23 protein-coding genes and 2 riboswitches are annotated in these 26008 nt (G+C 58.9%); of the genes, 10 read left to right on the top strand and 13 right to left on the bottom strand.

The features are described from left to right. Nucleotides 1–48: 48 nt before the first annotated feature. The 3 genes from A6U86_RS23585 to A6U86_RS23595 all read right to left on the bottom strand — a co-directional run bounded on the left by A6U86_RS23585 (nucleotide 49) and on the right by A6U86_RS23595 (nucleotide 3487). A complete protein-coding gene (locus tag A6U86_RS23585; protein ID WP_068395838.1) occupies nucleotides 49–1263 on the bottom strand; it encodes a sugar ABC transporter substrate-binding protein in 1215 nt (404 codons plus the stop codon). Nucleotides 1264–1350: 87 nt separating this feature from the next. Beyond that, a complete protein-coding gene (locus tag A6U86_RS23590; RefSeq protein ID WP_068395841.1) occupies nucleotides 1351–2136 on the bottom strand; it encodes a DUF4037 domain-containing protein in 786 nt (261 codons plus the stop codon). A gap of 31 nt (nucleotides 2137–2167) precedes the next feature. Beyond that, on the bottom strand, nucleotides 2168–3487 hold the full coding sequence (locus tag A6U86_RS23595) for an alpha-L-fucosidase (RefSeq protein WP_068395844.1): 1320 nt from the start codon (nucleotides 3485–3487) through the stop codon (nucleotides 2168–2170). Between the two features lie 204 nt (nucleotides 3488–3691). On the opposite strand from A6U86_RS23595, the gene A6U86_RS23600 reads away from it, so the two are divergent. Next, nucleotides 3692–4699 (top strand): LacI family DNA-binding transcriptional regulator, encoded by a 1008-nt coding sequence (locus A6U86_RS23600; protein ID WP_068395846.1) that lies wholly within the window; start codon nucleotides 3692–3694, stop codon nucleotides 4697–4699. A 16-nt stretch (nucleotides 4700–4715) separates the two neighbouring features. On the opposite strand, the gene A6U86_RS23605 is transcribed toward A6U86_RS23600, so the two are convergent. Beyond that, the gene (locus A6U86_RS23605) at nucleotides 4716–5489 is read right to left on the bottom strand and encodes an SDR family NAD(P)-dependent oxidoreductase (RefSeq protein WP_068395849.1); all 774 of its coding nucleotides are present in this window, start codon (nucleotides 5487–5489) and stop codon (nucleotides 4716–4718) included. Nucleotides 5490–5604: 115 nt separating this feature from the next. Further along, nucleotides 5605–6171 (bottom strand): glucose-6-phosphate isomerase family protein, encoded by a 567-nt coding sequence (locus tag A6U86_RS23610; protein WP_068395852.1) that lies wholly within the window; start codon nucleotides 6169–6171, stop codon nucleotides 5605–5607. A gap of 323 nt (nucleotides 6172–6494) precedes the next feature. Here A6U86_RS23610 and A6U86_RS23615 point away from each other — a divergent pair, with 323 nt between their 5' ends. The 4 genes from A6U86_RS23615 to A6U86_RS23630 all read left to right on the top strand — a co-directional run bounded on the left by A6U86_RS23615 (nucleotide 6495) and on the right by A6U86_RS23630 (nucleotide 11443). Continuing rightward, the gene (locus A6U86_RS23615) at nucleotides 6495–6965 is read left to right on the top strand and encodes a histidine phosphatase family protein (protein WP_068395855.1); all 471 of its coding nucleotides are present in this window, start codon (nucleotides 6495–6497) and stop codon (nucleotides 6963–6965) included. Between the two features lie 84 nt (nucleotides 6966–7049). Continuing rightward, complete coding sequence (locus tag A6U86_RS23620; RefSeq protein WP_068396108.1) at nucleotides 7050–8738, top strand: phospholipase D-like domain-containing protein; 1689 nt, start codon at nucleotides 7050–7052, stop codon at nucleotides 8736–8738. 54 nt (nucleotides 8739–8792) lie between these two features. Then, a complete protein-coding gene (locus A6U86_RS23625; RefSeq protein ID WP_083196949.1) occupies nucleotides 8793–10013 on the top strand; it encodes a patatin-like phospholipase family protein in 1221 nt (406 codons plus the stop codon). Between the two features lie 335 nt (nucleotides 10014–10348). Further along, nucleotides 10349–11443 (top strand): diguanylate cyclase, encoded by a 1095-nt coding sequence (locus A6U86_RS23630; protein ID WP_068396110.1) that lies wholly within the window; start codon nucleotides 10349–10351, stop codon nucleotides 11441–11443. A gap of 67 nt (nucleotides 11444–11510) precedes the next feature. Here the strand turns inward: A6U86_RS23630 and A6U86_RS23635 are convergent, their stop codons facing one another. The 3 genes from A6U86_RS23635 to A6U86_RS35290 are packed head-to-tail and all read right to left on the bottom strand — an operon-like array spanning nucleotide 11511 to nucleotide 14426. Continuing rightward, nucleotides 11511–12998 carry a type 2 lanthipeptide synthetase LanM gene (locus A6U86_RS23635; RefSeq protein ID WP_068395857.1) on the bottom strand — a complete coding sequence of 496 codons (1488 nt, stop codon included), beginning with the start codon at nucleotides 12996–12998 and terminating at the stop codon, nucleotides 11511–11513. A 37-nt stretch (nucleotides 12999–13035) separates the two neighbouring features. Beyond that, entirely contained in the window at nucleotides 13036–14115 is a 1080-nt protein-coding gene (locus tag A6U86_RS23640) for a lanthionine synthetase LanC family protein (RefSeq protein WP_158008774.1), read from the bottom strand. Between the two features lie 26 nt (nucleotides 14116–14141). After that, nucleotides 14142–14426, bottom strand: coding sequence for a hypothetical protein (locus A6U86_RS35290; protein ID WP_141683792.1), 285 nt, complete (start codon nucleotides 14424–14426; stop codon nucleotides 14142–14144). A gap of 290 nt (nucleotides 14427–14716) precedes the next feature. Continuing rightward, a riboswitch (cobalamin riboswitch) is annotated at nucleotides 14717–14976 on the top strand. Nucleotides 14977–15138: 162 nt separating this feature from the next. On the opposite strand from A6U86_RS35290, the gene A6U86_RS23650 reads away from it, so the two are divergent. The 5 genes from A6U86_RS23650 to metE all read left to right on the top strand — a co-directional run bounded on the left by A6U86_RS23650 (nucleotide 15139) and on the right by metE (nucleotide 21583). Further along, a complete protein-coding gene (locus A6U86_RS23650) occupies nucleotides 15139–16155 on the top strand; it encodes an ABC transporter substrate-binding protein (protein WP_068395864.1) in 1017 nt (338 codons plus the stop codon). A gap of 1 nt (nucleotide 16156) precedes the next feature. Further along, entirely contained in the window at nucleotides 16157–17194 is a 1038-nt protein-coding gene (locus A6U86_RS23655) for an iron ABC transporter permease (RefSeq protein ID WP_068395867.1), read from the top strand. Further along, nucleotides 17191–17955: an ABC transporter ATP-binding protein gene (locus tag A6U86_RS23660; protein ID WP_068395870.1), complete on the top strand. Its 765-nt coding sequence runs from the start codon at nucleotides 17191–17193 to the stop codon at nucleotides 17953–17955. Before A6U86_RS23655 ends, A6U86_RS23660 begins: the two co-directional genes overlap by 4 nt. A 4-nt stretch (nucleotides 17956–17959) precedes the next feature. Further along, a complete protein-coding gene (locus A6U86_RS23665) occupies nucleotides 17960–18811 on the top strand; it encodes a class I SAM-dependent methyltransferase (RefSeq protein WP_083196950.1) in 852 nt (283 codons plus the stop codon). Between the two features lie 106 nt (nucleotides 18812–18917). Continuing rightward, nucleotides 18918–19124: riboswitch (cobalamin riboswitch) on the top strand. A 98-nt stretch (nucleotides 19125–19222) separates the two neighbouring features. Continuing rightward, on the top strand, nucleotides 19223–21583 hold the full coding sequence (gene metE, locus A6U86_RS23670; RefSeq protein WP_068395873.1) for a 5-methyltetrahydropteroyltriglutamate--homocysteine S-methyltransferase: 2361 nt from the start codon (nucleotides 19223–19225) through the stop codon (nucleotides 21581–21583). 75 nt (nucleotides 21584–21658) lie between these two features. Here the strand turns inward: metE and A6U86_RS23675 are convergent, their stop codons facing one another. The 5 genes from A6U86_RS23675 to A6U86_RS23695 all read right to left on the bottom strand — a co-directional run bounded on the left by A6U86_RS23675 (nucleotide 21659) and on the right by A6U86_RS23695 (nucleotide 25946). Then, entirely contained in the window at nucleotides 21659–22690 is a 1032-nt protein-coding gene (locus tag A6U86_RS23675; protein ID WP_068396112.1) for an ABC transporter substrate-binding protein, read from the bottom strand. Between the two features lie 33 nt (nucleotides 22691–22723). Beyond that, a complete protein-coding gene (locus A6U86_RS23680) occupies nucleotides 22724–23494 on the bottom strand; it encodes an ABC transporter permease (RefSeq protein ID WP_068395876.1) in 771 nt (256 codons plus the stop codon). After that, a complete protein-coding gene (locus A6U86_RS23685; RefSeq protein WP_068395878.1) occupies nucleotides 23491–24309 on the bottom strand; it encodes an ABC transporter ATP-binding protein in 819 nt (272 codons plus the stop codon). The genes A6U86_RS23680 and A6U86_RS23685 overlap by 4 nt, the downstream gene beginning before the upstream one ends. Before the next feature lie 169 nt (nucleotides 24310–24478). Next, nucleotides 24479–25177: an isoprenylcysteine carboxylmethyltransferase family protein gene (locus tag A6U86_RS23690; protein WP_174073601.1), complete on the bottom strand. Its 699-nt coding sequence runs from the start codon at nucleotides 25175–25177 to the stop codon at nucleotides 24479–24481. 172 nt (nucleotides 25178–25349) lie between these two features. Continuing rightward, nucleotides 25350–25946: a TetR/AcrR family transcriptional regulator gene (locus A6U86_RS23695; RefSeq protein ID WP_068395882.1), complete on the bottom strand. Its 597-nt coding sequence runs from the start codon at nucleotides 25944–25946 to the stop codon at nucleotides 25350–25352. Nucleotides 25947–26008: the final 62 nt, after the last annotated feature.

The following is a 26008-nucleotide window of genomic DNA, read 5'->3' on the forward strand; positions in this document are numbered from 1 at the left end:
TGCGGTCGAGCCGATGGACCCGGCCGCAGGCCGGCCAGGTGCCTGAGCTTATGGAAGCTGGCTCTGGATGTCGCTGAGGACTCCCTCGGGCTTCGAGTCTCCGGTCAGCGCCAGCGGCACATATTGCATCACGAGATTCTCGAACTGGTTCCATTTTTCATTGATACGGAACGGAGTCGTGTGGGCGAACATGTATTCCAGCGTCTCCCGGGTGCCGCTGACATTCTTGGCCGCGCCGTCATACCAGGAAGTCTGTTGTGCAAGCCGGGCCGGCAGCGCTCGTCCCGCTGAACCCAGAATTTCAGCGGCCTTCGGGCCGGTCAGCACCTGCAGTGCCTTGAACGCCGCATCCTTGTGCTGGCTGGTTGCGGAGATGCCCCAGCCCGAGCCGGCCGTGATGAAGCGCGAGGGGCCGGTGCCGCGTGGCAAGGGCGCGATGCCGATCTTGAATTTCACGTTGGCCTGCGCGGTGATCAGCGTCCATGGGCCATCGATATACATGGCGACGTTGCCGGAGGCGAAACGGCCGCTTGCAGCAGATGCATCGGCCGCGGAAGCAAACACCGGCGAAAGCTTGTCCTTGGCGGTAAGGTCGGCATATTTGCTGAAGGCGTCGACGAAGCCGGCATTGCTCAGGTCAAATTCATTGTCGGCATTGAAATAGTCCGCGCCGAGCGCGACCGGGCCGGCGATGAAGTCGAAGGCCTGTGTGCCGTAGCCGTAAGTGCCATCCTTGGTCAGGACTTTGGCGTCGGCCTTGAAGTCGTCGAACGTCCAGTCGTTGGCGGGCTCCTTCAATCCGGCGGCGGCGAATTTGTCGCGATTGTAGAACACCATCCAAGGGCCGACGTCGTAGGGCAGCGCATAGAGGTTGCCGTCTTGCGAAAGGCCGGACATGATCGAGGTCTCGAAATCCGCAACCTTCACGTCGCCTTTCTTCACATAGTCGTCGAGGGGCGTGAGGATCGAATAGAAATTCGGCAGGCGCATCGACTGCATCGAGACGATATCGGCGACCTGACCCGATGCCGCCAGAACCGGCAGGCGCGTCCAGTAGTCCGTCCAGCCCGAAAGCTGCAGCTTGACCTTGATATCGGGATATTGCTGGGAGACGAGATCGGCCAGCTGCTGCCAGAGCTGCGCGTCGTTCGGTTCGCCCCACATCTGCCAGGTGATGGTAACAGGGGCATCCTGCGCCTGCGCGCCTGCTGCCAACAGCGAACTCGCGGCCAGGGCAGCCGCAAAGATCATTGAATGTTTCATTATGGTTCCTCCTCTTTTTATGATCATGGTTGCAATGACGGTCTTCAATGCCCGGACGCTCCCTTCCGGCTTGGTCTTGCGGCCTCCTCAGGCCGCGATCATAACCTCCAGATCGCCAATCAGTCCGATCAGCGCCGTTCGCTGTCGCCGCCAGGTATCGGGATCGTGCCCCGGCTCTAGAATGGCGGTCATCCGCTGAAGGAAGTCGGGCGGCAGCCGCTCCAATTCGGCTGCCATCGGCAGGTTCCAGCCGTCGCCCGGAAAATACGCCCGGTTGAACGCGAAGACGGTCTGCAGAATGGCGTTGGCAAGCTTGCCGGTCAGCCCCACGAGAAAGACGAGATCGCGACGGGCGACCTTGCTTTCGTAGTGATAATCCTTGGCCCAGTAGCGCAGGATTTCCATGTGCTGGCGCAGGACCGTGGCTCTCAATGCCTCAGGATATTGCGCAAGCTGTTGTTTCCATCCGGCGAGCAGGCCGCGTGGATCGGCAATGATCTGCTGGCTGGCAAGGTCCGTGGGTAGATGGTAGCCCCAGATCGTCCACTCGAAATTCTTCGGGACGGCACTGCCGGCAAGCCAGCTATCAAGGTCGTTTTGTACGCCGGCATAGCGGCGCATCCAGACCCCATCCATCCGCACCCCTTCGAGCTTCCAGGCGCGCATGGCTCCCTCGAAGCGCTTCCATGCTTTGGTCTGCCGAAGTTCCGGCCCGCGATAGGCATCGGCATAGACCCGAAAGTCGAAGTCCGATTGCTCGTCCGACCGCCCCTTGCCGCGCGAGCCGGCGAGTGCGACGGCGCCATTGCCGTCGTCTGCCAGGTCGGCGATCAAGGGCGTCATCGCGGCAATGAGTTCGGTTTCGCGGCTCATGGCGATATCCGTGATCGGGCCAGGAATTGGCTCAATCCTTGAGGATCAGCTCGATGACGGGCGTCACGACATCGGGCTTGAGAACGGGCAGTTCGAGGCTCAATATCCCCTCTCCAACAGCGACGCCGATATTGGAATCGACCTCGGCATCCGGATCGAGCCAGTGCAATTCACTGGCGTCGTGCAGGAACTGCGCATATTTCACCTTGCGTCCGAGCCCTTCGATATGGATGTGGCGGAAGGGCCAGGTCTGGACATGCAGATAGAGGCGGTTGCCCTTCTGGGTGAAACGGCAACCGTTCGGCGCCTTGTATTCAGAAGGCCCGGCGCCATAGATCGCGCGTCCGTTGACCCGCATCCATTCGCCATAGGTATCAAGCGCGGTAACGGCGCGGGCGTCGAAGGTGCCGCGTCCGGTCGGGCCGACATTCATCAGAAGATTGCCGCCGAGCGAAACCGTGTCGATCAGCATGTTGATGAGCTGGCCGGCATCCTTCCATGTGGTTTCGTCGCGATAATAGCCCCACGAGCCGCTGAAGGTGTGGCAGGCTTCCCAGCGCACTGGTAGCCCTGCAACGGTCGGCGCCACACGCGGCGTATATTGCTCCGGCGTCACCAGATCGGGCATGTGGTCCACATCGCGCGGCAGGTCGAGACGGTCACCGACGATGATATCGGGCTGCAGCTGGCGCACCAGCTTCATCAGGTCTTCGCTCTCCCAATCGGCGCGACCCTTGCCGGGCAGCCCCTTGTAGACGCGGCGAGGATAGCTGAAATCGAACCAGATAACGTCGATCTTGCCGAAATTGGTGAGAAGTTCGGTCACCTGGTCGCGCATGTATTTGGCATAGCGCTTGACGTCGCGGCCTTCGTTGAGCTTGGCGGCGTCGGGATGATTGCGCTGCGGATGATGCGCGTCGATCGGGAAATCCGGGTGATGCCAGTCGAGCAGCGAATAGTAAAAGCCGACCTTGAGCCCTTCGGCGCGAAGCGCTTCGACATAGGGTCCGATCAGATCTTTGCCATAGGGCGTGTTGGTAACCTTGTAGTCGCTGACCTTGCTGTCCCAGAGGCAGAAGCCTTCATGGTGCTTGGCGGTGAGCACGACATATTTCATGCCGGCTTCGCGGGCACGGCGCGCCCATTCGCGGGCGTCATAGAGGTCGGGATCGAAGTTGTCGAAATACTTCTGATAGGCTTCGGTGGTGAACTCTTCGCGGTTCTTCAGCCATTCGTGGCGCGCGCCGAGTGCATAAAGCCCGAAGTGAATGAACATGCCAAAGCGGTCATGTCCGAACCATGCCTTGCCGCCGGCCGCATCAAGGCCGCCGCTGATCGTTGCGTCGCTCACATTATCCTCCCAAGATTTTCAGTTCTATCGAACCGGTTCGATTTAATCATTGATCCTCTCCTCATCGATGTCAAGCGCACTGTTGAAATCTTCTTTCCGCATATTGCTTCAGGGCCTACAAATGTTAGATTTGTGATAAGAGCTCGCAAAGGAACTCGCCTTCATCGGGAAGGCTGAAGGCGATAGAAACGGTTCGAAAATTTAATGGCCACAATTCGTGACGTCGCCAAACTCGCCGACGTATCCGTGTCGACGGTTTCGCTGGCCTTGAGCAATCCGGCGCGTGTCAGCCCGAAGACCCTCGAGAAAATCCGCCATGCGGTCGCCGCGGTCGGCTTCGTTGCCGATCCGCTTGCCCAGAGCCTGGCGCGCGGACGCAGCCGCATGATCGGCTTCGTCGTCGGCAATGTCGGCAATCCCTTCTTCGGGGATATCCGGCGCGAACTGGAAAATTACGCGCTCGACCACAATCATTTCGTGCTCGTCACCGACTCCTCAGGCAAGACGGCGCGCGAAAAGGCCATGGTCGAACATCTGATCGGACTCAAGACGGCGGGTCTGGCGCTCGCTCCCTCCGGACATGACCAGGACTATCTCGATTTCGTCGCTGGATTGAATGTTCCGATCGTCTGCTTCGACCAGAAGGTGGCGGGGATCGAGCGGGATTTCGTCGGCTCCGACAACCATCTCGCCGGGGCGATGCTGACCGAACATCTGCTGCAACTCGGCCACAGGCGCATCGCCTTCATCACCGGCCCGAGCCACATGCATACGGCAACCGAGCGCTATCGCGGCTTCACCGACACGATGGCGAATGCGGGGGTGGAGGTTAACCCGAATTTTGTCGTCGACGGCCAGTTTACCCGCACCGCCGGCTATGAGGCGGCCATGCGCCTGCTCATCCAGCTCGAGCGCCCCACAGCGATCCTCGGCGCCAACAACACCGTCGCGCTCTCGGCGCTACAGGCCATGCAAGAGCTGGGTTTTCGCTGTCCGGAAGATATCTCGCTTGCCATGATCGACAATGTGCAATGGAGCTCGGTCATCACCCCGCGCATCACCATGGTCGTCCAGGATACTCTGGCGCTCGGCGGCATCATCGCGCGGCGCCTCATGCACCGCATCACCAACCCTCAAGGCGCAGTCGAACCGCCGCAGGATTTCGTTCTGACGCCGAAATTCGTGTCCGGCAATTCCTGCCGAAGGGTCTAGCCTTCGCTGCTGCCCGCTACCAGCAGGTGAAGCCCGCATCGACGTTGACGATGGCGCCCGTCATCAGGCTTGCAGCGCTGGAGGCCAGAAAGAGCACGGCGCTGGCAACTTCCTCGGGTGTTCCCATGCGACCCATCGGCGTATCGCCCAGCCAGACTGGAATCCGGTCGCGGTTGGCCTCGACCGCCAGAACCATCGGCGTCTCGATATAAGTGGGGGCCACGGCATTCACCCTGATGCCGTGCTGTGCCCATTCCGCGGCCATCGAACGGGTGAGATGGTGAACGGCCGCCTTGGAGACGTTGTAGGGTGTTTGCGGTTGCGGCCGGTTGCAGATGATCCCGGACATCGAACCAAGGTTGACGATGGCGCCCCGCTTCATCGCGATCATGTGGCGGCCGAAGGATCGCGAGCACCAGAATACGCCGTTGACGTTGACATTCATCATGCGAAGCCAATCGGCGTCTGTGACCTCTTCCGAACTGATGCCGCTCTGGCCGATGCCGGCATTGTTGACCAGAATGGTCGCGGGACGGCCGCTATCCGCAAGCTCCGTCGCGATCGCTTCGATGCGGTCTGAATCCGTGACGTCGCCGACGCTGAGCTCGATATCATAGCCTTTATCACGCAAGGCAAGCGCTTCCTTCGCATCGGCCTCGTTTCGCTCGATGACGACCACGGCCGCACCGGCCTCGGCCAGCGCCTGCACGCAGCAGAGGCCGATTGCCCGGCCACCGCCGGTAACGACGGCGCGTTCGCCGTCGAGGCGGAATTTTTCCAGATAACTCATGGTTCGGCTCCTCGGATGTAGGATGTGTTTGGCAAGGCGATGCGGTTTTCATGAAGTTCGCTTCGCGACATTCAGTCATTCCCGCTCAGTCTCTTCGGGGTGTCTGCTACCGGCGCTACTCTGCAAAGCGCGGATTGTCGATGATCTCTTCCCGGCCATTTCTGCGGATCACCAGCTTCCGCATGCCGCGCTGGAGGATCTCGCCGTAGTCGTTGCCCGCCTCGACATTGCAGGCCCAGACAAAGATAAGCTTCTCACCGCCGGTATTGATGGAACGGTGCGCCCAATCGGGTGGAATAAAGGCGCAGACCCCTGGATCCATGCGGACGATCTCGCTTTGTCCGTCTCTCGATTCCAGCAGAAGAATGCCGTGGCCGCTCTGGGTGTAATAGATCTCGCCCATGTCGCGCCGCTTGTGGAAGTGGCCGCGGGTCATGAAGAATTCGTCGCCGACCGTTCCGGGCTCCATGGTGGTAGTACCGAAAAAGAGGTCGCTGCCTTCCTTCTTGTACTCGACAACTTCGTAGACGATCGGATCGTTGCGCTCGGACACGATCGTCTCCAATGCGGTACGATCCTGAAAGATCTGCCGCAGGTCACTCAAACGCTTCGTGTAGCGGCCAGTCTCGGGCGAAACGCTTCCGGTTTGACCATTGATGAGTACTGCTTCCGGCAAAAGCATGCGCAATTCCTTGAAAGCTTGACCTTCGCCTCGCGCCCGTGTTGCTGTTGCGAGGCAGCCGCGAAGAACGTTCTTCTGTCGAAAGCATATACGAAAGCCGCATCGCTTCCATCCAGAACGGCCTTGACGCCACCGATGTTAAACGTCCGGAACCCTCTAGCAAGTGCAGCTTTTCATTTGCCACAGCTTCCGTTTCGAGAGCCGCGGCCGGATGAAAATTTTGTTAAGCCCAAAAATTGCCATTGCTCTTGGTTGCAGAGCGCATATCGTGAATCCAGTTTCAGGTAGTGATGGATCGGGATGGCAGCCTGGGGGAGGAATAGATGGCGCCCGTCAAAATAGTGATCATGCGTCATGCCGAAAAGCCTGATGATCCGGGCGACCCAAATCTGTCGCCTGCCGGCGAGAACCGCGCCAAGGCACTCGTCACCTGGTATCCCGAAACGTTCGGTGTTCCCGATTTCATATTTGCCGCTGCCATATCGAAGCATAGCGTGAGACCAGTTGAGACGGTCCAGCCTCTCGCCGATGCCTTGGGTCTCGAGCTGCATACGCCCTATGCCGATGAGGACTATACGGCTCTGGCTGAAGATCTGCTTAGCAAGCCGAAATTCGAAGGCAAGACGATCCTGGTCTGCTGGCATCACGGCCATATACCGGGATTGATGCAGGCGCTCGGCGCGCCGGTCGGAAGCTATCCCGATCCATGGGTGCCGACCGTCTTCAACCTGGTCCTCGTCACTGAATTCCATCATGGCACGCCCACGGTCTCCAAGGTATCGGAGCCGTTTTAAGTCTGGCCTAAAAGGCCTCGCAGCCTTCAGCATTCACGCATGAAAACAGGCATCACCTTCATCGAAACGCATCGGGGGATTGAGATGGCTTTTGCGAACACGGGTACCAAAGGAAGTCTTACGGTCAAGCTCTGGCGCGGTGAGCGCATGTGCCTTATCGGCATGGACGTCACCAACCCAGAGGACGATTTCGTCGGCTTTGCGATCGAGGTGAAAAGCCCCGGTTCGGCTGACTATGTGCCTTTGAGAAACCGGCTCAATTTCGACTATACCAGTGCCGGCGGAAAGGGCGTTGACGGCTTCCGGAATTTTCTGTCGACCGCCGCACCCTTCCAGAAGTTTCGCTGGCTGCATTTCCCCTACGATCCGACCGGCGGCAACTATCTTTACCGGGTCACCAAGCTGCACATGAACGCGGCGGGCGCCTTGCGCAGCGGCGATCAGGTTGCCGATCTTCCGATCTCGCTCGATCGCATGACCTATAGCGATTATCTCGATATCGGCTTCACCCGCAATTTTGCATCGTCGCAGGCCTATGCCGACAAATTCGGTAACAACCCGAACGTCATTCCGAGCGATCCGGATCAGGGGCTGACATTTACCAAGCTGCAGGGCGATGTCTATCAGTGGCTCGGCTTCGAAGCCTATGACCTCATATTCGGGCTGCTGGACGAGGTGGTGAACGACCCCGACCTCAGCATTGACGTCTTTGCCTATGACTTCAACGAGCGGGATATCGTTGCCAAGCTGGAAAGCTGCGGCAAGCGCGTCCGTGCCATCATCGACAATTCGGGATCACACAAGCCGGCCGACAGTGCGGAATCGCAGGCCGCCGCGCGCCTTGCCGTCTCGGCCGGGTCCGATGCCGTAAAGCGCATGCATTTCAAGACCCTGCAACACAACAAGGTCTTCATCGTCAAGCGCGGCGACCAGCCGATCAAGGTGCTGTTCGGTTCCACCAATTTCAGTTATCGCGGCCTCTACATTCAGGCAAACAATGCGCTGGTATTTCACTCCAGCGATGCGGCCGGGTTCTTCGGCCGCGCTTTCGAACTGGCCTTTCAGGGGCTGGATGCATTCCAGCAGGATAGTCTCAGCAGCAAGTGGAACCTCGTTCAGGCGGCGGGAATGCCGGTGGCGCATTTCTGCTTCTCGCCGCACAAATCGAGCGATCTCTCGCTCAGCCCCGTCGGGGCGGCCATCGACCAGGCTTCCTCCTCGGTCTTCTATGCCATTGCCTTCCTCAATCAGATCCGCTCAGGCCCGGTGCGTCAGGCGGTCGATCGGCTGATGGGCAAGGATGTGTTCAGCTACGGCATTTCCGACAAGGAGGGTGGGCTTGAAATCCGCAAGCCCGACGGTTCTGTCGGCCTTGTGGATTTCAACTATCTGGCAAGCCACGCGCCGGAACCCTTCAAGACCGAATGGAGTGGCGGCAGCGGCATCCATCAGCACGACAAGTTCGTCGTGACCGACTTCAATCTGCCGACGGCCAAGGTGTTCACCGGATCGTCCAACCTGTCTCCCAGCGGCGAAACCGGCAACGGCGACAACCTCGTGATGATCGAGGACCAGCGGGTGGCGACATCCTATGCAATCGAAGCGCTGCGGATCTTCGATCACCTTCATTTCCGCGCAGCAATGCAAAATTCCGGTGCGCCCAACAGCTTGACGCTGGCGCGGCCTCCTGCTGCCGGACAGGACGCCTGGTTTCGGCGTTTTTATACGGCGGGCTCCCAGGACATGAAGGATCGCCTGCTCTTCTCGCATTGAAGGCGAAGTGACGACATCAACAACGATCGCCGGCGCCGACCGAGGGTGTGACCGATGAACGATATCGATGCGATACCCCTTTCCACAGAAGGGGAAGCCGTGGACGCAGCCGAATTCCGGTGGGACGGCAACAGCTTCGAGGCTGGAGTCGGCATCGCTGCTTCAGGCGGCGGCTTTCGCGCGATGCTGTTTCACGTCGGCGCCTTCATTCGGCTAGCAGAGCTTGGTATGCTGCAGCAGGCAAAACGCATCTCCAGCGTTTCCGGTGGTTCCATCGCCGCCGGCTGGCTTGCCTGCGTCTGGCCGGAGTTGGTCAAGGCTGAGTTCGCTAATATGAACGATGTCTTTGTCGGCCCGATGCTCGATTTTGCCCGTTCGCGGATCGATGTCATTGATGCGATTATCGGGCTTCTGCCCGGTACATCAGCGGCAAAACAAGTCGAGAAATCCTACGACAAGCACCTGTTTCGCGGCCGCAGCCTTCAGGATCTCCCGGATCAGCCGCAATTCGTGTTCTGCGCAACGAACCTGCAGACAGGCGTGCTCTGGCGCTTCTGCAAGGCCTATGCCGGCGACTATATTGTCGGACGGCTCGACCGGCCGGATTTTCCGCTGGCCCGGGCTGTTGCCTCCTCCTCGGCGTTTCCACCCTTTCTGTCGCCCATGGTTCTCAACTTTGCGGATGGCAGTTTCCATGATTGGCCGGCTGCGCCGCGCCGACCGGTGCCGTCGATCGGCGATTTTCGCAGGACCGTCATTCTGACGGACGGCGGCGTCTACGACAATCACGGCGTCGAGCCGCTGGTGAAACGCTTCGCAACCCTCTTCGTCAGCGATGGCGGCGCCCCCTTCAGCCGAAATCCCAGGCTTTGCCGCAACTGGGTCAGTCAGCTTCGCCGGATACTGGATGTAACCGACAACCAGGTAAGGGCTCTTCGCCGGCGCGATCTGATCGGGCGTTTCAAAGACAGTGATGCATTCGCCGATGAGGCGGCGCTGGTGACGGCGCAAGCCCATGCCCGCTTCGGTGCCTATTGGGGTATCGATACCGATCCCTCGAAACTTGTGCCTGAAGATGCGTTGCCTTGTTCAGCGGCCGCCGCATCTTCCCTTGCCGCCGTGCCCACTCGGCTCAGCAATCTTGGTGACGAGGTCTCCGAGAAGCTGGTCAACTGGGGATATGCGATCTGCGATCGCAGTGTTCGGACAAATTATGTCGGGCCGCTGCGGCCGGTTGTTCCGGTCTGGCCCTTTCCAAAACATTCACTGGCATAGCAGCGCTTGATCATTCGGCGCGAAGCTCCAGATAGGCTTGGCGGATGAACTCTCATCGGAGCTATCCGTCCAACGCTGCTCTCCGGAAAATCTGAGACTTCGGGCCTTGTAGATCACAGGCCCGACCGTCGCGGCGCGGATGCGCATCCCTTGAATAGTTCGATCATCGCGATGCTGATTGTTTCTGGTTCCAATTCACACGATAGAGCGGTTTCTTTGAAGGGCGTCAGATTTCATAAACCATCTCGCAGCGATTGCGTGATATTCCGGTCTGACTTCGACTATAGCCGGTGCGTGCCATTCATTGCGGCTCCGCGCGAGGATTGGGAATGCTGATGGAAATACAAACGCATTTGCCGTCGTTGGTTCGCGTCCTGGGCCAAGTGGCAATTATCGTCTATGCCTATTCCTGGGTCATCCGGACGATCGAGCGCGGCGTTTTGAAATCTGTCGCCATCGGGTTGCTCTTTGGCCTTGGCGGCATTCTGTCGATGGGCGATCCGATCCAATGGATGCCCGGCATCTTCCAGGATGGTCGTTCGATCCTGCTTGTTCTCACGCCGATCTATGGCGGTGCGGTCGGCACCGTGGTTGCGGTGATCATGATGGCTGTGTTTCGCTTCCTTGTCGGCGGTATCGGCGCCGTCGGTGGTGTTGCCGGCATTCTGATCGTTGCGACCGTAGGATATTTTCTGACGCTCGTGCCGCGGCAATGGACCGGCATCGGGTGGAAGCGCTCGGCGCTCTTCGGTCTGGCAACGACCACATCGCTTGTCGTTCTCATCTTCCTGCCATGGCCGGTCGCGAAAGAACTTCTACTTTCCGCGACGCTTCCCGTCACGATCGTCAATATCCTCGGCGTTATGCTGCTGTCAGACCTGCTCGAGCGCGAACGCTACCGCATCGGCATTCAGCGTGCGCTTGAGAACGAGGCCAGCCTCGATCCGCTCACGAAGTTGCCAAATCGCCGCGTCCTGCAGCGCGAGGGCGATCGTTGCAGCAAGGAAGCCGGAACGAGGAGGATTCCCTTTTCGATCATCATGCTCGATATCGACCACTTCAAGAAGATCAACGACAGCTGGGGTCACTCCTTCGGCGATACGGTTCTGGCGCGGGTGGCCGATGTGATCCGCCAGACCGTGCGCAAGACCGACATCGCAGCCCGCTACGGCGGCGAGGAGATCGTCGTGCTGTTACCGAACACCGACATGAGGGCGGCCGGAAACCTTGCCGAGAAAATCCGCAACGACATCGAGACCACCGTGCTGATGTTCGAGCAGGAAACGATCCACGTCACCGTGAGTATGGGCATTGCCTGTTCCCATGAACCCTCGGCCGACTTCAAGCATGTCCTCGAAGCGGCGGACAAGGCGCTCTACCGCGCAAAGGCAAGCGGCCGCAATCGCGTCGAACTGGCGGAGACTGCGTAGAGCTGTTCTGAACACATGCCCAGAAGGCCGCGGACTTCATAACGAGAAAAACGACAAGCACTGCAAATCAAATAGCAAGAGCTTGTTTAAGGAGATTGGTCTCGCGAGTAACGGAGTCGGGCGCAAAATCGCTCAACTCGCACAAAGACGCCGGCGGCGTGGGTAAAGAAGTTGATACAGGAGGAAGAGCCAAGCGGTCAAAAGCTTCTCGATCAAGAATAAAGGTAGGGATATCGCCGAGCATCATGGCATCAGCTTCGGCGCAGGCGATTGCCTCAACTTCTTTTGACGGGCTTGTTCCCCTCGACTTTTCAAGAAACTTCTGTCTAACGCTAGAGACATCCAGATCAATGTAACATCCGTAGATCTCGCGGGCGATATTCGCGTAGAACTGCGTTGGCCTTAATATGATTCTGGGCTGAGATTGGCACAGATCGCGCAGATGCGATGTCCAGTTCGAGTCTGCCTGCAAATACCAGATGGAAGCACAAGCTGCTGAAAAGCCCTCCGTAAAAAAACTCGCGAAATCCTCAATCGGTATCCGGTGTCCGTTGATTCTCGGGCCGCAGGTCTCCTCCGAAATGTTCACGGTACGAGAGTGAAACGTGCTTTCTCGACGAGACAAGCCATCGCTTGTGAGAACATCATGAGGCAGCATGGCAAGGTCGGTCACGCTGGTTTTTGAAAACCAAAGCTTTGATCGCATATCGTATCTAGATACCCCATAGGGACTTGGTGCGGCAAATGCCTCGGTGTCTATTGGAACCGGATTTGGTCCAGTTGCGATGATGTTTTCGTTATGCATATCTGCCGAACGGCAGAGCTGGCAAATCGCCAAAAGCAGACCTGCTCTGCGATAGAATTGTTCAACCTCACTGGTGGTTCGACAGTCTTCCTGCGCGACCTCTTCTTCCCATGTGTGGTTTCCACCATGGAGTATCTTTGGGAATCGCAACCGAAGCTCCCCTGGCAGCCTGCCTGAAACAAGATCGTGGATTTGCCGAAATGCCATGGCCGATGAGGCGCTTCGTGGCTTGTAGATGAGTGTTTTGCCAGACTTGAAATGGATTCGTGAAACCGTCGCACCACCATAGTGCGCGTCGCCCAAACCTATCGCGATGTTGGCGATCTCATCGCTGGGATCGATCGCGAAGTCATCGCTTAGCCGAAGACGGTGTCTTTCTCTATTTTCGAGAATGACGCGGACAGATCGGACAGTCAGCATCAGCCGAATGGCGATTCCTTGATTGAGTGCCGGATAGGCGCGGAGAACATCCAACCACTGCTGAGATATATTTTTGTCTTGCTCGACGGAGAACTTGGCGCTCGTGAATGCCATAAGATCCACGTATCTGCTCAGAATATGTCCCGTCACCGATCTTGCGATATCAAGCGCATGATCGGACGGTGCTAACGGTGCGAGTTCACTGTAGACATATCGCAATGTCGATTTTCTCAGGGGGGAAAGGGCGGTGTCCTGAAATGTCGGCTCTCTCTCCATCTCCCGAGCTAAAAAGTCTGCTGTCTTCGACCAATCTTCCTTTGCTGCAGGCATTATCCGAGGTTTCTCCGCCAAAGGTGATTGCTCCAGCCTAGATTTGGAAAAACAGCGGGCTGGGTTTGGCGGGACCTCCGAGTGCCCTGCCCATTACCCAACATAATCCGGAAAGACCGCGGAACAGGCCAATGCCGCCGATATCGGTTGGTACCGATAGGCAAAACGAGGAGATCACGCTGTTGAGCTTAACCCGGGCCGCCTCTGATAAGGATTGATCCCCGACGATTTCGGCCGCTTTGAACAGAACTTCAGCTTGGCCCAGTGAACCGCAGCACAAGCTCATAAGCGAGTTTTCAGTAGATGCTGCGAGCAGAGCAAGCTTTCGCCGAGCGACTTCCTGTTGGGCAAGGCTAAGCGCGTTCCAATTTGCGAGCCGGGCGACGAGATGACCGGCGATCCCTCGACACCATGACAGGGTTGCCGAAGTGACTATTGTTGCCGCTGAATAAGTTGGATCAGTTTCCAAAATGCGATCTTCGATCTCTATGCAACGAAGAGATTGCACTTGCGCGGCATAATGCTTGGCGCCTCGGCTCAATATATGCAGACCAAGCGAAACTCCGCTCAGCCCATGCGCCAGTCCTGTTCCCATCTGGGAGATCAAGGTCTCGTCGCCTTGAGTTTCGACATACATGACAATTTCGTCGCAGAGCGCTGAAAGCGCGGGCGGTAGAGGCTGATTGCGGGCCTCTGAGAGGCGAACCAAGCCTGCACATAGGCCAATTCGGCCATGCAGAAGATCGAGATCGGATATGGTCAGCGGATAGGCTGTAAGATTGGTTGCCGGATCCCGGATCAGCTGGCCTTCGCAGATCTCATTTGTGTTGCTCATGTGCTTGAACGCGAATGCACTCGCGTAAGCTCGCCCTCCTACCCCGTCCAATATGCCGGCTGACTGAGATGGGTGAGGTAAGCTAAATAAATCGGCCAACACCGTTAGGCATCGCCGTTCCAATTTTGGAAAAAATTGCGATACGACGGCGACCGCTAAAGACGATCCCAAGTCGCCACCGTAAATATTGTTTGGAGAGTGAAAGTGGCTGCGAGCTTCCAGGCTTGAAAGCACCGCCAGACCACAAGTCTCCGCCAACTCGATCGTGTTGTTGATTGGCATCATCACACAAGTGTGGCGAAGATTTTTTAAACTCCATCACCTTTCAAGGCTTCAATGTCTGCAGTTATAAAGCGGCTTACCATGTCCAAACTGATCGACGGATTCGTTTGCGTATCTATTTTAGTGCAAGTCGAAAAAGTGGTATTCTTTTCACCGCAAGGGCTGCACCTTGTAAGAGATTCATCCGAGAAAAATACGCCCAAATCTGCTTGCGATGTGTCTCTTGGTGAACGAGACAATTCTTCTGCGGCAATACCCTCTTCTACCGCCCTCAAAAAAGTTTTGAGATTTACAGAATTCAAATTATCCACATTTGCCTCCCGCGTGTATTAATTCACATAGCCACTAAAGAGTACTGATATTTTCTTCAGTGTTCAAGTTTAAATGAGAATTCATGAGGGTGTTATTGGAAATGTTATTGAGCGCATAGCATGTCTCATGCTCTTGGCGACCGCGAAGCTTTCGTCGCCTTTCCGATGGCCAGGTGCCGGTATCGGTGTGGAAATTGTGAAGCTGCGTAAAATCTTGAGATTTGTAGCAAATGCTCATGATTTCATCGTCATGGGGGTGGCCATGTGTCCTTGACGCCGGACGGCAGTCCGGCGTAACTGGATGCGACGGTTCCCCGAGGAAGGCTTCGAGGGGATTAATAGGGAACACGGTGAGGACGACCCAAAAGGGACCTAGACCGTGGCTGCCCCCGCAACTGTAAGCGGATTGCCGATCATCCCGGGTGCGACCAGCCTGCTGGCCGCCTCAGGTGGCTTCAGGGCCATGCCACTGCGAAGACAAATCGCGGGAAGGCAGATGATCGTCAGACATTCGCGAGCCAGGAGACCTGCCGTCGATCACGATCCAATCAACCGGGCGGGGATGCCTGGAAAGGACAGAGAATGATTGACCTGAGCCTTCGATATTACCAGGCGTTTTTCGGCCTTGATTGCGGTCTTTGCAACCGGCGGCGGTCTGTCTGAGCGCCATTGCGCCGAGGCTGCCAGATTTCCATTCTCATCGAGACCTTTCATGCGCCATTTTTTGACGACCATTACATTTGCACTTGGGCTTAGCGGGTTTGCTGCGTCCGCCTTCGCGTCGACGCAATATCCGCTGACCATCAACAATTGCGGTCAGCAGGTTACCTTTCAGAAGGCTCCGACCAAGATCGTCTCCATCGGCCAGGGCATGACCGAGATCCTGCTGTCACTCGGCCTTGCCGATAAGATCGCAGGAACGGCCGTATGGGTCGGCCCGGTCTTGCCGCAATATACCGAAGCCAATGCCAAGATCCCGCGTCTGGCCGACAATGATCCGAGCTTTGAGTCCGTGGTCGGCAAGGAACCGGATTTCGTCGGCGCTGAATTCGAGTGGCATATCGGCGCGCAAGGCGCGGTCGGCAAGCGCGAGCAGTTTTCCGAACTCGGCATCAACACCTATATCGCGCCGACCGACTGCGTCGCCAAGATCAATGCCGAAGGCGGTGACGGCGTGCGCAAGGAGCTGTTCACGATGGGCCTGATCTATCAGGAGATCGATGAACTCGCCGAGATCTTCGACGTTAAAGATCGCGGCGATGCGCTGGTCGCGCAGCTGAAGAAGCGCGAGGCCGATGCCGTCGCTTCGATCTCCGGTGCGCAGGCGAAGAACCTGCCGATCGTGTTCTGGTTTTCCAGCAAGGAAGTGAACGGTGACGCCTATATCGCCGGCAAGAATAGCGCGCCGGCCTATATCCTGAAGACGATCGGCGCGAAGAATGTCGTGACGACCGAGGAGGAATGGCCGCTTGTGGGATGGGAAACGATCGCGCAGGCAAATCCCGCCGTCATCGTCATCGCGACCATGGATCGCCGCCGCTACGCCGCCGACGACCCGAAGGTCAAGCTCGACTTCCTCCAGAAGGATCCGGTCACCAGCCAGCTCGATGCGGTCAAGAACAAGCATTTCGTCATGATGGATGCGCAGTCGATGAACCCGACCATCCGCACTATCGATGGCATCGAGACGCTGGCCAAGGGCATCAAGTCCTTCGGTCTGGCAGAGTAGAATGCGCCTGATTGCAGAACGGCGGCAGAGGTGGGCGCTATTGGCGCTCACCATGGCTGCGCTGGCGCTTCTGGCATTCATGATCAGCCTTGCGGTCTCGATCGGCGAGATTTCGATCCCGTTGTCGACGACCGCCAAGGCGGTCGCCAACCGGCTGCTCGGAACGGATTTCGCGCTTAGCCGGATTCATCAGGGCATCGTCTGGGACTATCGCCTGAGCCGGGCGCTCGTTGCCGCAAGCACCGGTGCATCGCTGGCCTTGAGCGGTGTGATCCTGCAGGCCCTGCTGCGCAATCCGCTTGCGGAGCCCTATGTGCTCGGCATTTCGGCGGGTGCCTCCACGGGCGCCGTCTGCATCATGATCCTCGGGCTCGGCTATGGAATACTCACTCTTTCCAGCGGCGCCTTCATTGGTGCGGTTGTGGCATTTCTGTTTGTCGGCCTGCTGGCAGCCGGTGTCGGCGGCACCAGCGAGCGCATCATTCTCTGTGGCGTCGCCGGCTCGCAGCTCTTCAATGCACTGACCTCTTATATCGTCACCACATCGGCCAATGCCGAGCAGGCGAGGGGCGTCATGTTCTGGCTGCTCGGCTCCATGAGCGGTGTGCGTTGGCCGGATGTCTATTTGTCCGGGCCGATCGCCATTATCGGCTTTGCGATCTGCATGGCGCACGTCCGGGTGCTCGACGCTTTCGTCTTCGGAACCGATGCCGCGGCTTCGCTCGGCATAGCGGTGCGCCGCGCGCAAATAGTCTTGCTCGGAACGACGGCATTCATGACGGCGGCGGTGGTCAGCATTGTCGGCTCGATCGGCTTCGTCGGGCTCGTCATTCCGCATGCGGCCCGTTTCATGGTCGGTCCCAATCACGATCGCTTGTTGCCGGCGTCGGCGCTCGGCGGGGCGATCTTCATGGTCGGGGCCGATATCGTCTCGAGGATCATCATTCCCCAGCAGATCCTGCCGATCGGTGTGGTGACCGCACTGTTCGGCGCTCCCGCCTTCGCCATCATTCTTTATCGCGCCCGGAGGACGGCATGAGCATCGCGGTCGACAAGGTGACCTTTGCCGCCGGCAACACGCTGATCGTCAACGGCATCAGCCTGACGGTGGAAAAGGGAAAGGTGCTGGGTCTCCTCGGGCCGAACGGTTCCGGCAAATCCAGCCTTCTGCGGCTGATCTGCCGGCTCCGCAAGGTGAAGAGCGGCGTCATCCGCCTCGGCGGTGATGATATCGCCTCCATTTCGCGTGGCGATATCGCCCGCCGTGTCGCGCTGGTGGAGCAGCAGGCGACCACCGACATGCAGGTGACCGTCATCGATGTCGTCCGTCTTGGCCGGACACCGCATCGCGGCCCGCTTTCCTCCTGGAGCACCGGCGATGATACGGCGGTCTTCGATGCGCTTGCGCGTGTCGGCATGCGCGATCGGGCCGGGCAGCTGTGGCAGACCCTGTCCGGCGGTGAGCGGCAGCGTGTTCATATTGCCAGGGCGCTGGCACAGACCCCGAGCGAATTGCTGCTCGATGAGCCGACGAACCATCTCGATATCCAGCATCAGCTCGACATTCTGGGCCTGGTTTCCAAGCTCGACGTGACCTCCATCGTCGCGTTGCACGATCTCAATCTGGCGGCGATGTTCTGCGACAGTCTCGCCGTGCTGCAAAAGGGTGAGGTGGTGGCGGCCGGACCGCCGGAGGAAGTCTTGACGCAGGAGCTGATCGAGCGGGTCTTCGGCGTACGCGCCCATGTCCAGAAGTCCACCGTCCACGGCCGCTGCAACATTCAATATATGGCGGGCTGATCTGATGGACGGTGCCAATTTCCACCTCAAGGAAGAAATCAGGGACTATTGGTCGAAACGATCGGAGACCTTCGATCTAGCGTTCGGCCACAGGATTGCGCCCGGCCCCGAGGCCGATGCTTGGCAGAGGCCGATCCGCGCCGCACTTGGCTCCCAGCCAAAGCGCGTGCTGGAACTTGCCTGCGGCACCGGCGAGGTAACGCGGCTCATCCATGATCTCGGTCACGAGGTGACGGCGCTGGATTTTTCCGAAGCGATGCTCGCTGTTGCGCGCAAGAAGCATGCCGGCAAGCCGCGTCTTCGGTTTCTGCTGGCCGATGCCGAACAGACGATGGAACCGGATGCGGCCTATGATGCGATCGTCTGCAGGCATCTCGTCTGGACGCTGACGCAGCCGGAAGAGACCTTCAAGGAATGGCTTCGGCTGCTCAAGCCCGGCGGACGCCTCGTGATCTTCGACGGCGATTGGGCCAAGCCGAAGCCGAGCGGCCAGATTGCCAGGCTGCTGATTTCGTTGATCGACCGCTTCATCGGCGCTGACCAGAACTATGACGGGGCTCTAGGCAGCCGCCACTCTCGCATCATGGAGGCCTTGCCTTTTGGCAGCGGCCTGCGTTCCGAAGAGTTGACCCCGCTACTGTCGGCAGCGGGCTTTGCCGCCATTCAGCTCCAGTCGCACGGGCCTATTGCCAGGGCGCAGCGGAAGAATGCCAATCTGCGGAACAAGCTTCGAACCCTCGTTTATCGGCGCTTTATTCTGACCTGCATGCGGCCATGGACCCCCACCTATTTTCTGCAACGAAATCCAGTGGATGCGGTCAGGCCGGTCCTTGAACCAACCTCGCAGCCGCGATGATCCGGGTTAGCTTCCGGTTGGATTAAAGAGAGCAGCCGGAGCAAATAAACATATAAAGATTTGTTTATATCTATTGACAATTTTGCGCGCTTGGTGCGAAATCCCCAGCGTTATGTTTCTCTGGGGCACTCTATTCGCTCCAGAGCTAAGAGGGAATCCGGTGCGTCGAGAGATCGGCTACTCCGGGGCTGCCCCCGCAACTGTGAGCGGCGAGCCAATGTCCATTCATGTCACTGAGGCGATGAGCCTTGGGAAGACGGACAAAGGTGACGACCCGTAAGCCAGGAGACCTGCCACAACAAAATAACGTCCACGGGCGGGGTGTCCCGGTGGTTGCTGCGGCTGGCCGATATTGGCCGTGTCCGCACGCGTCCGCTTGACCCATGCCCCCACAACCAATGGGGTATGACTATGCCAACCAAAACTGTCCCAGTCGCTTCTCTTGGCTTTCCGCGTATCGGTCGCCATCGCGAACTGAAATTCGCGCTCGAAGCCTACTGGTCCGGAAAGATTCCCGAGAGCGAACTCATCGAAACCGCCAGGAAGCTCCGGGCTGAAAACTGGTCGCTTCAGCGCGACAGCGGGATCACCCGCATCCCTTCCAACGATTTCTCCTTCTACGATCACGTCCTCGACACCGCCGTCATGGTCGGTGCCATCCCCTCCGGCTACGGCTGGAAGGGCGGCGACGTTTCATTGTCGACCTACTTCGCCATGGCGCGCGGCAGCCAGGGCGATGGCCATGCCGATTGCGGCCATACGCATCATGGCCATGGTGTGCCGGCGCTTGAAATGACCAAGTGGTTCGACACCAACTATCACTACATGGTGCCCGAGGTTGCCGAGGACCAAGACTTCACGCTGACCTCGCAGAAGCCCGTCGATCATTTCCTCGAGGCAAGGGCGCTCGGCATTCACACGCGCCCGGTCATTCTCGGACCGGTCACTTTCCTGAAGCTCGCCAAGGCCCGATCGGCAACCTTCAAGCCGCTGGGCCTGCTGTCGAAACTGCTTCCGGTCTACGTGGAACTGCTGCGCCGGCTGAGCGCTGCCGGTGCCGATTGGGTGCAGATCGACGAACCGATCGCCGTTCTTGATCTGACCGAGGGCGAGCGTCATGCCTTCTCGGTCGCCTACAAGGCGTTGACCGAGGCGGTGCCGGATCTGAAGATCATGCTGACGACCTATTTCGGCGGCCTTGCCGACAATCTGGCTGCTATCACCGACCTGCCGGTTGCCGGTCTTCACGTCGACCTGACGCGTGCGCCGGGCCAACTCGATGATGTCGTGAAGGCCGTTCGCAGAGATCAGGTTCTGTCACTCGGCATCATCGATGGCCGTAACATCTGGAGGGCGGACCTCGCGTCGATCATCAACCGCCTTCAGCCTGTCGCGGCGGCTCGCGGTGTCGAAGGCGTCGAAGTGGCGGCATCTTGCTCGCTGCTGCATGTTCCGATCGATCTTGAGCTTGAGACGGCGCTTGATGCCGACCTCAAGAGCTGGCTGGCATTCGCCACCCAGAAGCTCGTTGAGCTTGCGACGCTCGGCCGTGGCCTTGCCGAAGGAAAGGCTGCCGTTTCAGTGGAAGTCGACGCCGCATCCAGGGCTATCGCTGCACGCGCCTCCTCGCCGAAAGTGACCGACCCGTTGGTGCGCGGCCGCCTTGCCGGGGTCGATGCCGCCATGAAGCAGCGCAAGAGCGCGTTTGTGCAGCGTCGGTCGGTGCAAGCGGAAACGATCAAGCTGCCGCTCTTCCCGACGACGACGATCGGCTCCTTCCCGCAGACGCCGGAGGTTCGCAAGGCTCGCTCGGCCCACGCCAAGGGCACGCTCAGCTATGTCGACTACGAGGCCTTCCTGCGCAAGGAAACGGAAGCCACCATCCGCTGGCAGGAAGAAATCGGTCTCGACGTGCTGGTCCATGGCGAATTCGAGCGCAACGACATGGTGCAGTATTTCGGCGAGCAATTGTTGGGCTTTGCCTTCACCCAGCATGCATGGGTGCAGAGCTACGGCTCGCGCTATGTCCGTCCGCCGATCATCTTCGGTGACGTCTCCCGGCCGAACCCGATGACCGTTCGCTGGTGGGAATATTCCCAATCGCTGACGCAGAAGCCGGTGAAGGGCATGTTGACCGGACCGGTCACCATCCTCAATTGGTCCTTCGTTCGGGACGACATCGCCCGCAGCGAAACGTGCCGACAGATTGCGCTTGCGATCCGTGACGAGGTCGTCGATCTGGAAAAGGCCGGTGCCAGGATGATCCAGATCGATGAGGCAGCCCTTCGCGAGGGTCTTCCGCTCAGACACAAGGACAAACAGGCCTATCTCGATTGGGCAGTCGAAAGCTTCCGCTTGTGCTCAAGCGGTGTTGCGGATGGGACCCAGGTCCATACGCATATGTGCTACTCGGAGTTCAACGACATCATCATCGCCATTGCCGCGATGGATGCCGATGTCATCTCCATCGAGACGTCTCGCTCGAAGATGGAGCTTCTCGATGCGTTCAGGAACTTCAAATATCCGAATGAGATCGGCCCCGGCGTCTACGACATCCATTCGCCGCGCATTCCAGACGTCAGCGAGATGACCGATCTTCTGTCGCTGGCACGCAGGCGTCTTCAGGATGGCCAGCTATGGGTCAATCCGGATTGCGGATTGAAGACCCGCAAATGGGAAGAGGTGAAGCCGGCACTCGTCAACATGGTCGAAGCCGCCCGCAGCCTGCGGCAGGAGCACGCCCGGAGCGAAGAGCGCGCCGTCATCGCCTAAGGCATTCCGCCCAGAGATTGAGAGCCGGCTCGCTTGAGCCGGTTCTCAACTTATCCGCGTTCGATGTTGCGTCGATCAGGTCTTTGCGGCCTTGGCAAAGGTCGGATCGAATGTCTTCTCGAAAGGCACGTCAATATTGGCGAGTTCCGGATCGAGTGTCTTCAGGACGCCCATCATCGAATCATAGCCTTCCTTTGTGACCATGCCGTCAGGCGAATACATTTCCTTCGAATTCTTGAAGGCCTGCATGTAGAGGTCGCGATTGCCGAGCAGATATTCCTCGGGCACGACGCCGGCGACATCCTCGGGGCTCGCCGTCCCGAGCCATTTCAGCGCCTTCATGAAGGCATTGACCGTCCGTTGCGTCGTTATCGGATTGGCCTGGGCAAACTCGCGCTTGATATAAACGGTGGCGGCCGGGTTCGGACCTCCGAAGAGCGCGCGCGTGCCGGCTTCGGTGCGGGTATCAAGCAGGACGGTGATATCGCCGTCATACTGCAATTGCGCGATGACCGGATCGAGATGGGAGAGCCCGTCGATCTGCCCGCTCTTGACCGCCGCAACTGCCCCGGCACCGCCTCCGACGCCGATCAGCGAGGCGTCGTCGACCTTCAGTCCGTTCTTCAGCATGGCATATTGGAACATCAGCGCCGTCGATGAGCCGGGTGCGGTCACGCCGATCTTGCGGCCCTTCATATCGGCCATGGACTTGATCTCGCCAGCAAGTTCCTTGCGCACAGCGATGACGATCCCTGGGAAGCGGCCGAGATTGCAGATCGCGACGATGTCCTGTCCCTTGTTCTGCATGCGGATCGTGTGTTCATAGGCGCCGGCCACCACATCGAGCGAACCGCCGATCAGGCCTTCCAGCGACTTCGAGCCGCCGGCGAAATCATTGATGGTGACGTTCAAGCCCTCTTCCTTGAAGAAGCCCTTTCGCTCGGCGATCGTCAGCGGCAGATAGTAGAGCAGCGGCTTGCCGCCGACACCGATCAAGAGATCGGGCTTCTCCGGTTTGGCATCCTGCGCCGCAGCCGGCAGAATGCCGCTAAGCGAAGCCCCGATGCCAAGGCTTGCCGTTGCGATCAGAAATGTCCTGCGTTCCATGTCGTCCTCCTCCATTTCCTCATTCTATGTGTTCTACTGGCCGCGCCAGGCGAGTAGCCGGCGTTCGGCCACGGTCACCAGCCAATCGACGATCAGGACGAAGGCCGTCAGCACGACCATGCCGGCAAAGACGCCCGTCACGTCGAAAACGCCTTCCGCCTGCTGGATCAGGTAGCCGAGGCCAGCAGCCGAGCCCAGATATTCGCCGACAACAGCACCGACAACCGCAAAACCCACGGAAGTATGCAGGCTGGAAAATACCCACGACAATGCCGAGGGCAGGTAGACATGGCGCAGCAGTTGGCGCTCGTTCATGCCAAGCATCCGCGCATTGGACAGGACAGGCTGGCTGACTTCCTTGACGCCCTGGTAGACGTTGAAAAACACGATGAAGAAGACAAGCGTGATGCCGAGCGCGACTTTGGACCAGATGCCGAGGCCGAACCACAGGGCGAAAATCGGCGCCAGCACGACGCGGGGTAGCGCATTCGCCGCCTTTACATAGGGGTCGAAGACGGCGGCGACCAACGGCTTGCGCGCGAACCAGAAGCCGAAAACGATGCCGCCGAAGGAGCCCAGCAGGAAGGCCAGGAGGGATTCCGACAGCGTGATCCAGAGGTGGTACCAGATCGATCCGCTTGCGAACCATTGCACGACGCGCTGCGCCACCTTCAAGGGATCGGCAAAGAAGAAGGATACGGTCTTCGGATTGCCGAAAAGCGTGGTGGTGGTCGCCAGATGCCAGACCAGCAGGATCACGACGGCCACAAGGATCTGCAGCAACAGGAGGAGGGAGCGGTTCATGCGGTCTCTCCGCTGGTCTGGAGATAGGCCGTCATGACTTCATCGCGCAGTGCCTGCCAGATATCCCGGTGCAGCTGAATGAACACGGGATCATGCCGGATCTCGGCGATATCGCGCGGCCGTTCGAGCGTGACCTTGAAGTCGCCGATGATGCGGGATTTCGGACCGGCGGACATAATGACGACCCTGTCGGCAAGAGCGATCGCCTCGTCCAAGTCATGGGTGACGAACATGACGGCCTTGCGATCCTCCGACCAGAGCTTCAAGAGAAGATCGCCCATGATCAGGCGGGTCTGGGCATCGAGCGGGCCGAACGGCTCGTCCATCAAGAGCAGCTTCGGATCGCGGATCAGCACCTGTGCGAGACCGACACGCTTGCGCTGGCCGCCTGAGAGCATGCGGGGGAATCGATCGGCGAAAGCGGCAAGGCCGACACGCGCCAGCCATTCGCGAGCGCTCTTCTTTGCCTCGGTCGGAGCGACACCAGCGATCTCCAGCCCGATCGCAACATTCTGCAGCACCGTCTTCCACGGCATCAGCGAATCCTGCTGGAAGAGATAGCCGGCCTGCCGATTGATCGCTTTCAGCGGCTGGCCGAATATTTCGACCGTGCCGGATGCCGGTGTCAAAAGCCCAGCTGCCGCATTCAAGAGTGTGGATTTGCCGCAACCTGTCGGGCCGACGATGGCCACGAACTCATGCGCGCCGACATCCAGATCGGTCGCGGACACGGCATCGAACCGGGTCTTGTTGGCCATTTCAAACGAAATCGCCACCTTCTTCAGGCTGACCGCCCGCACCGCCTCCATCATCATATGCCCTGCTGTTCCTCCCGGACGCCCCAACTCGTTGGAACGTCAGGCATTGTGCTTTCCCGCCAAAAGATCAAAGCAGGCCCTGGCAGTCAATATGCGATTAGCATGCTATCGGTTATGTCACAGGGTAGGCAGCGCCGAAGGTGGTAGCCAAGGTTTGCCCCGGCGTTCACCAGAGGCCTGGCACCAACCGAAACCGCACACGTCTGGCGTAATCGGCATAGCCATCGAGCTCGGCGCGCAGCAATGCATCCTCCCAGCTTGTCCGCAAGACCAGAAGCCCGCTTGCCCAGGCAGCCGGTACCAGCGCCCACCAGGACGCCAATGCCAAGGCCAGGCCGGCAAACACCAGGATCGCGCTGACATAGCCGGGATGGCGCACATATGCGTAGGGGCCGGTGCTGATGACATGCTGGCCGCGCTCGCGCTGCAGACGCACGCCGGGTTCGAAGAAGCGATTGACCGCCTGCGCCCAGGCACCGAGCGCGATGCCGGCAGCAAGCAGGGCATAGCCGAGGATGACGACGGAAAGCGGCACGACCGACCACAACATTCTGCCGGCATCAAGCGTCCCGAGCGGAATTTCCGCGACCATGCCCAAGCAAATCAATGACACCAGGATTACATCCCAGCGCTTGGTGCCGGCCTGAAAGCGATTGCGTGCCCTGAAGATCGCCGGATTCACCCGCTTCAGGACCGAGATCGCCACACCGTAGATGACGACCAGGAAGGCGATGAAGATCCATCCGGGCCGCCAGCCGAGGCGTCCGACCGGCAGAAAGACGAGCGCGAGCAACATCAGCGGCAAACCGATCGCATAGGCCATCGCCGCGGCACGGGATATTGGTTTGGGTTCGGTGACAGCCATGCGCTCTGCTCCTCCCCGGATAGACTGGGCTCGCCAAGGTCACCGGATAGTATGACATTAGGGCAGCTTCGACCACGCAAAAGGGCGCTTGCCCGCTTCTGTGGCACCCATGCCGATGTCGCCGCTCGTTATCCTTGGGCGCGTGGCAGTCGCGGGAGCTTTGATAAATCCGCTACAGCTTGGCCTGTCCCGCACAACCATAAAGGATTGCTTGGCTCATTTCCCGGTAGCGCACGGCAATTTCCTCTGGCAATGGCGCAAAGAAGCTCTGGTTGGTTCCGCGAGCACCGTCGCAGAGCAGCTGCACCAGGGTTTCGACCGAGATTGTGGGCCGGAGCGCCAGGAGACCTGTCGCTATGGTCTGTTCGAGCAATGCGGCGAAATCTGCCTGGAAAAGTGCTGCAGCTTCAATCATCACCGGACGGCAGAGGCGAAACGCGTAGTCGTTGACTTCAAGCGCGAAGGGCGACCGCGCCAGCCTTCTTCTCGTATCGCCATAGCGGACATCAAGAACAGCCGTGACGATATCAAGCACATTCGAGCCGGCCAGGAAGAGCCGTGCGCCCTCCCGCATACTGTCTTGCCGTGTGCGGGCGTTGTTCTGGTAGACCATCGCCTGGAAGGCTTCTTCCTTGCTGCTGAAGTGATGGTAGAGCCCGCGCCGGGTGATATTGCAACATTTTGCCAGTTTGCTCATCGTCATGACCTCATAGCCATGATCGAGAAAACTCTGGGTGATGTTGGAAACCAGGACTTCGTAGGCCGACATTCAATGCGCTTTCAAAAATTCTCTCGGGGCGTTCTATAAGAGCGGTGTGAACGTCTCACAAG

Origin of the sequence: Rhizobium sp. AC27/96, assembly GCF_001692325.1 — a bacterium.
In the GTDB taxonomy this organism is placed as follows: domain Bacteria; phylum Pseudomonadota; class Alphaproteobacteria; order Rhizobiales; family Rhizobiaceae; genus Rhizobium.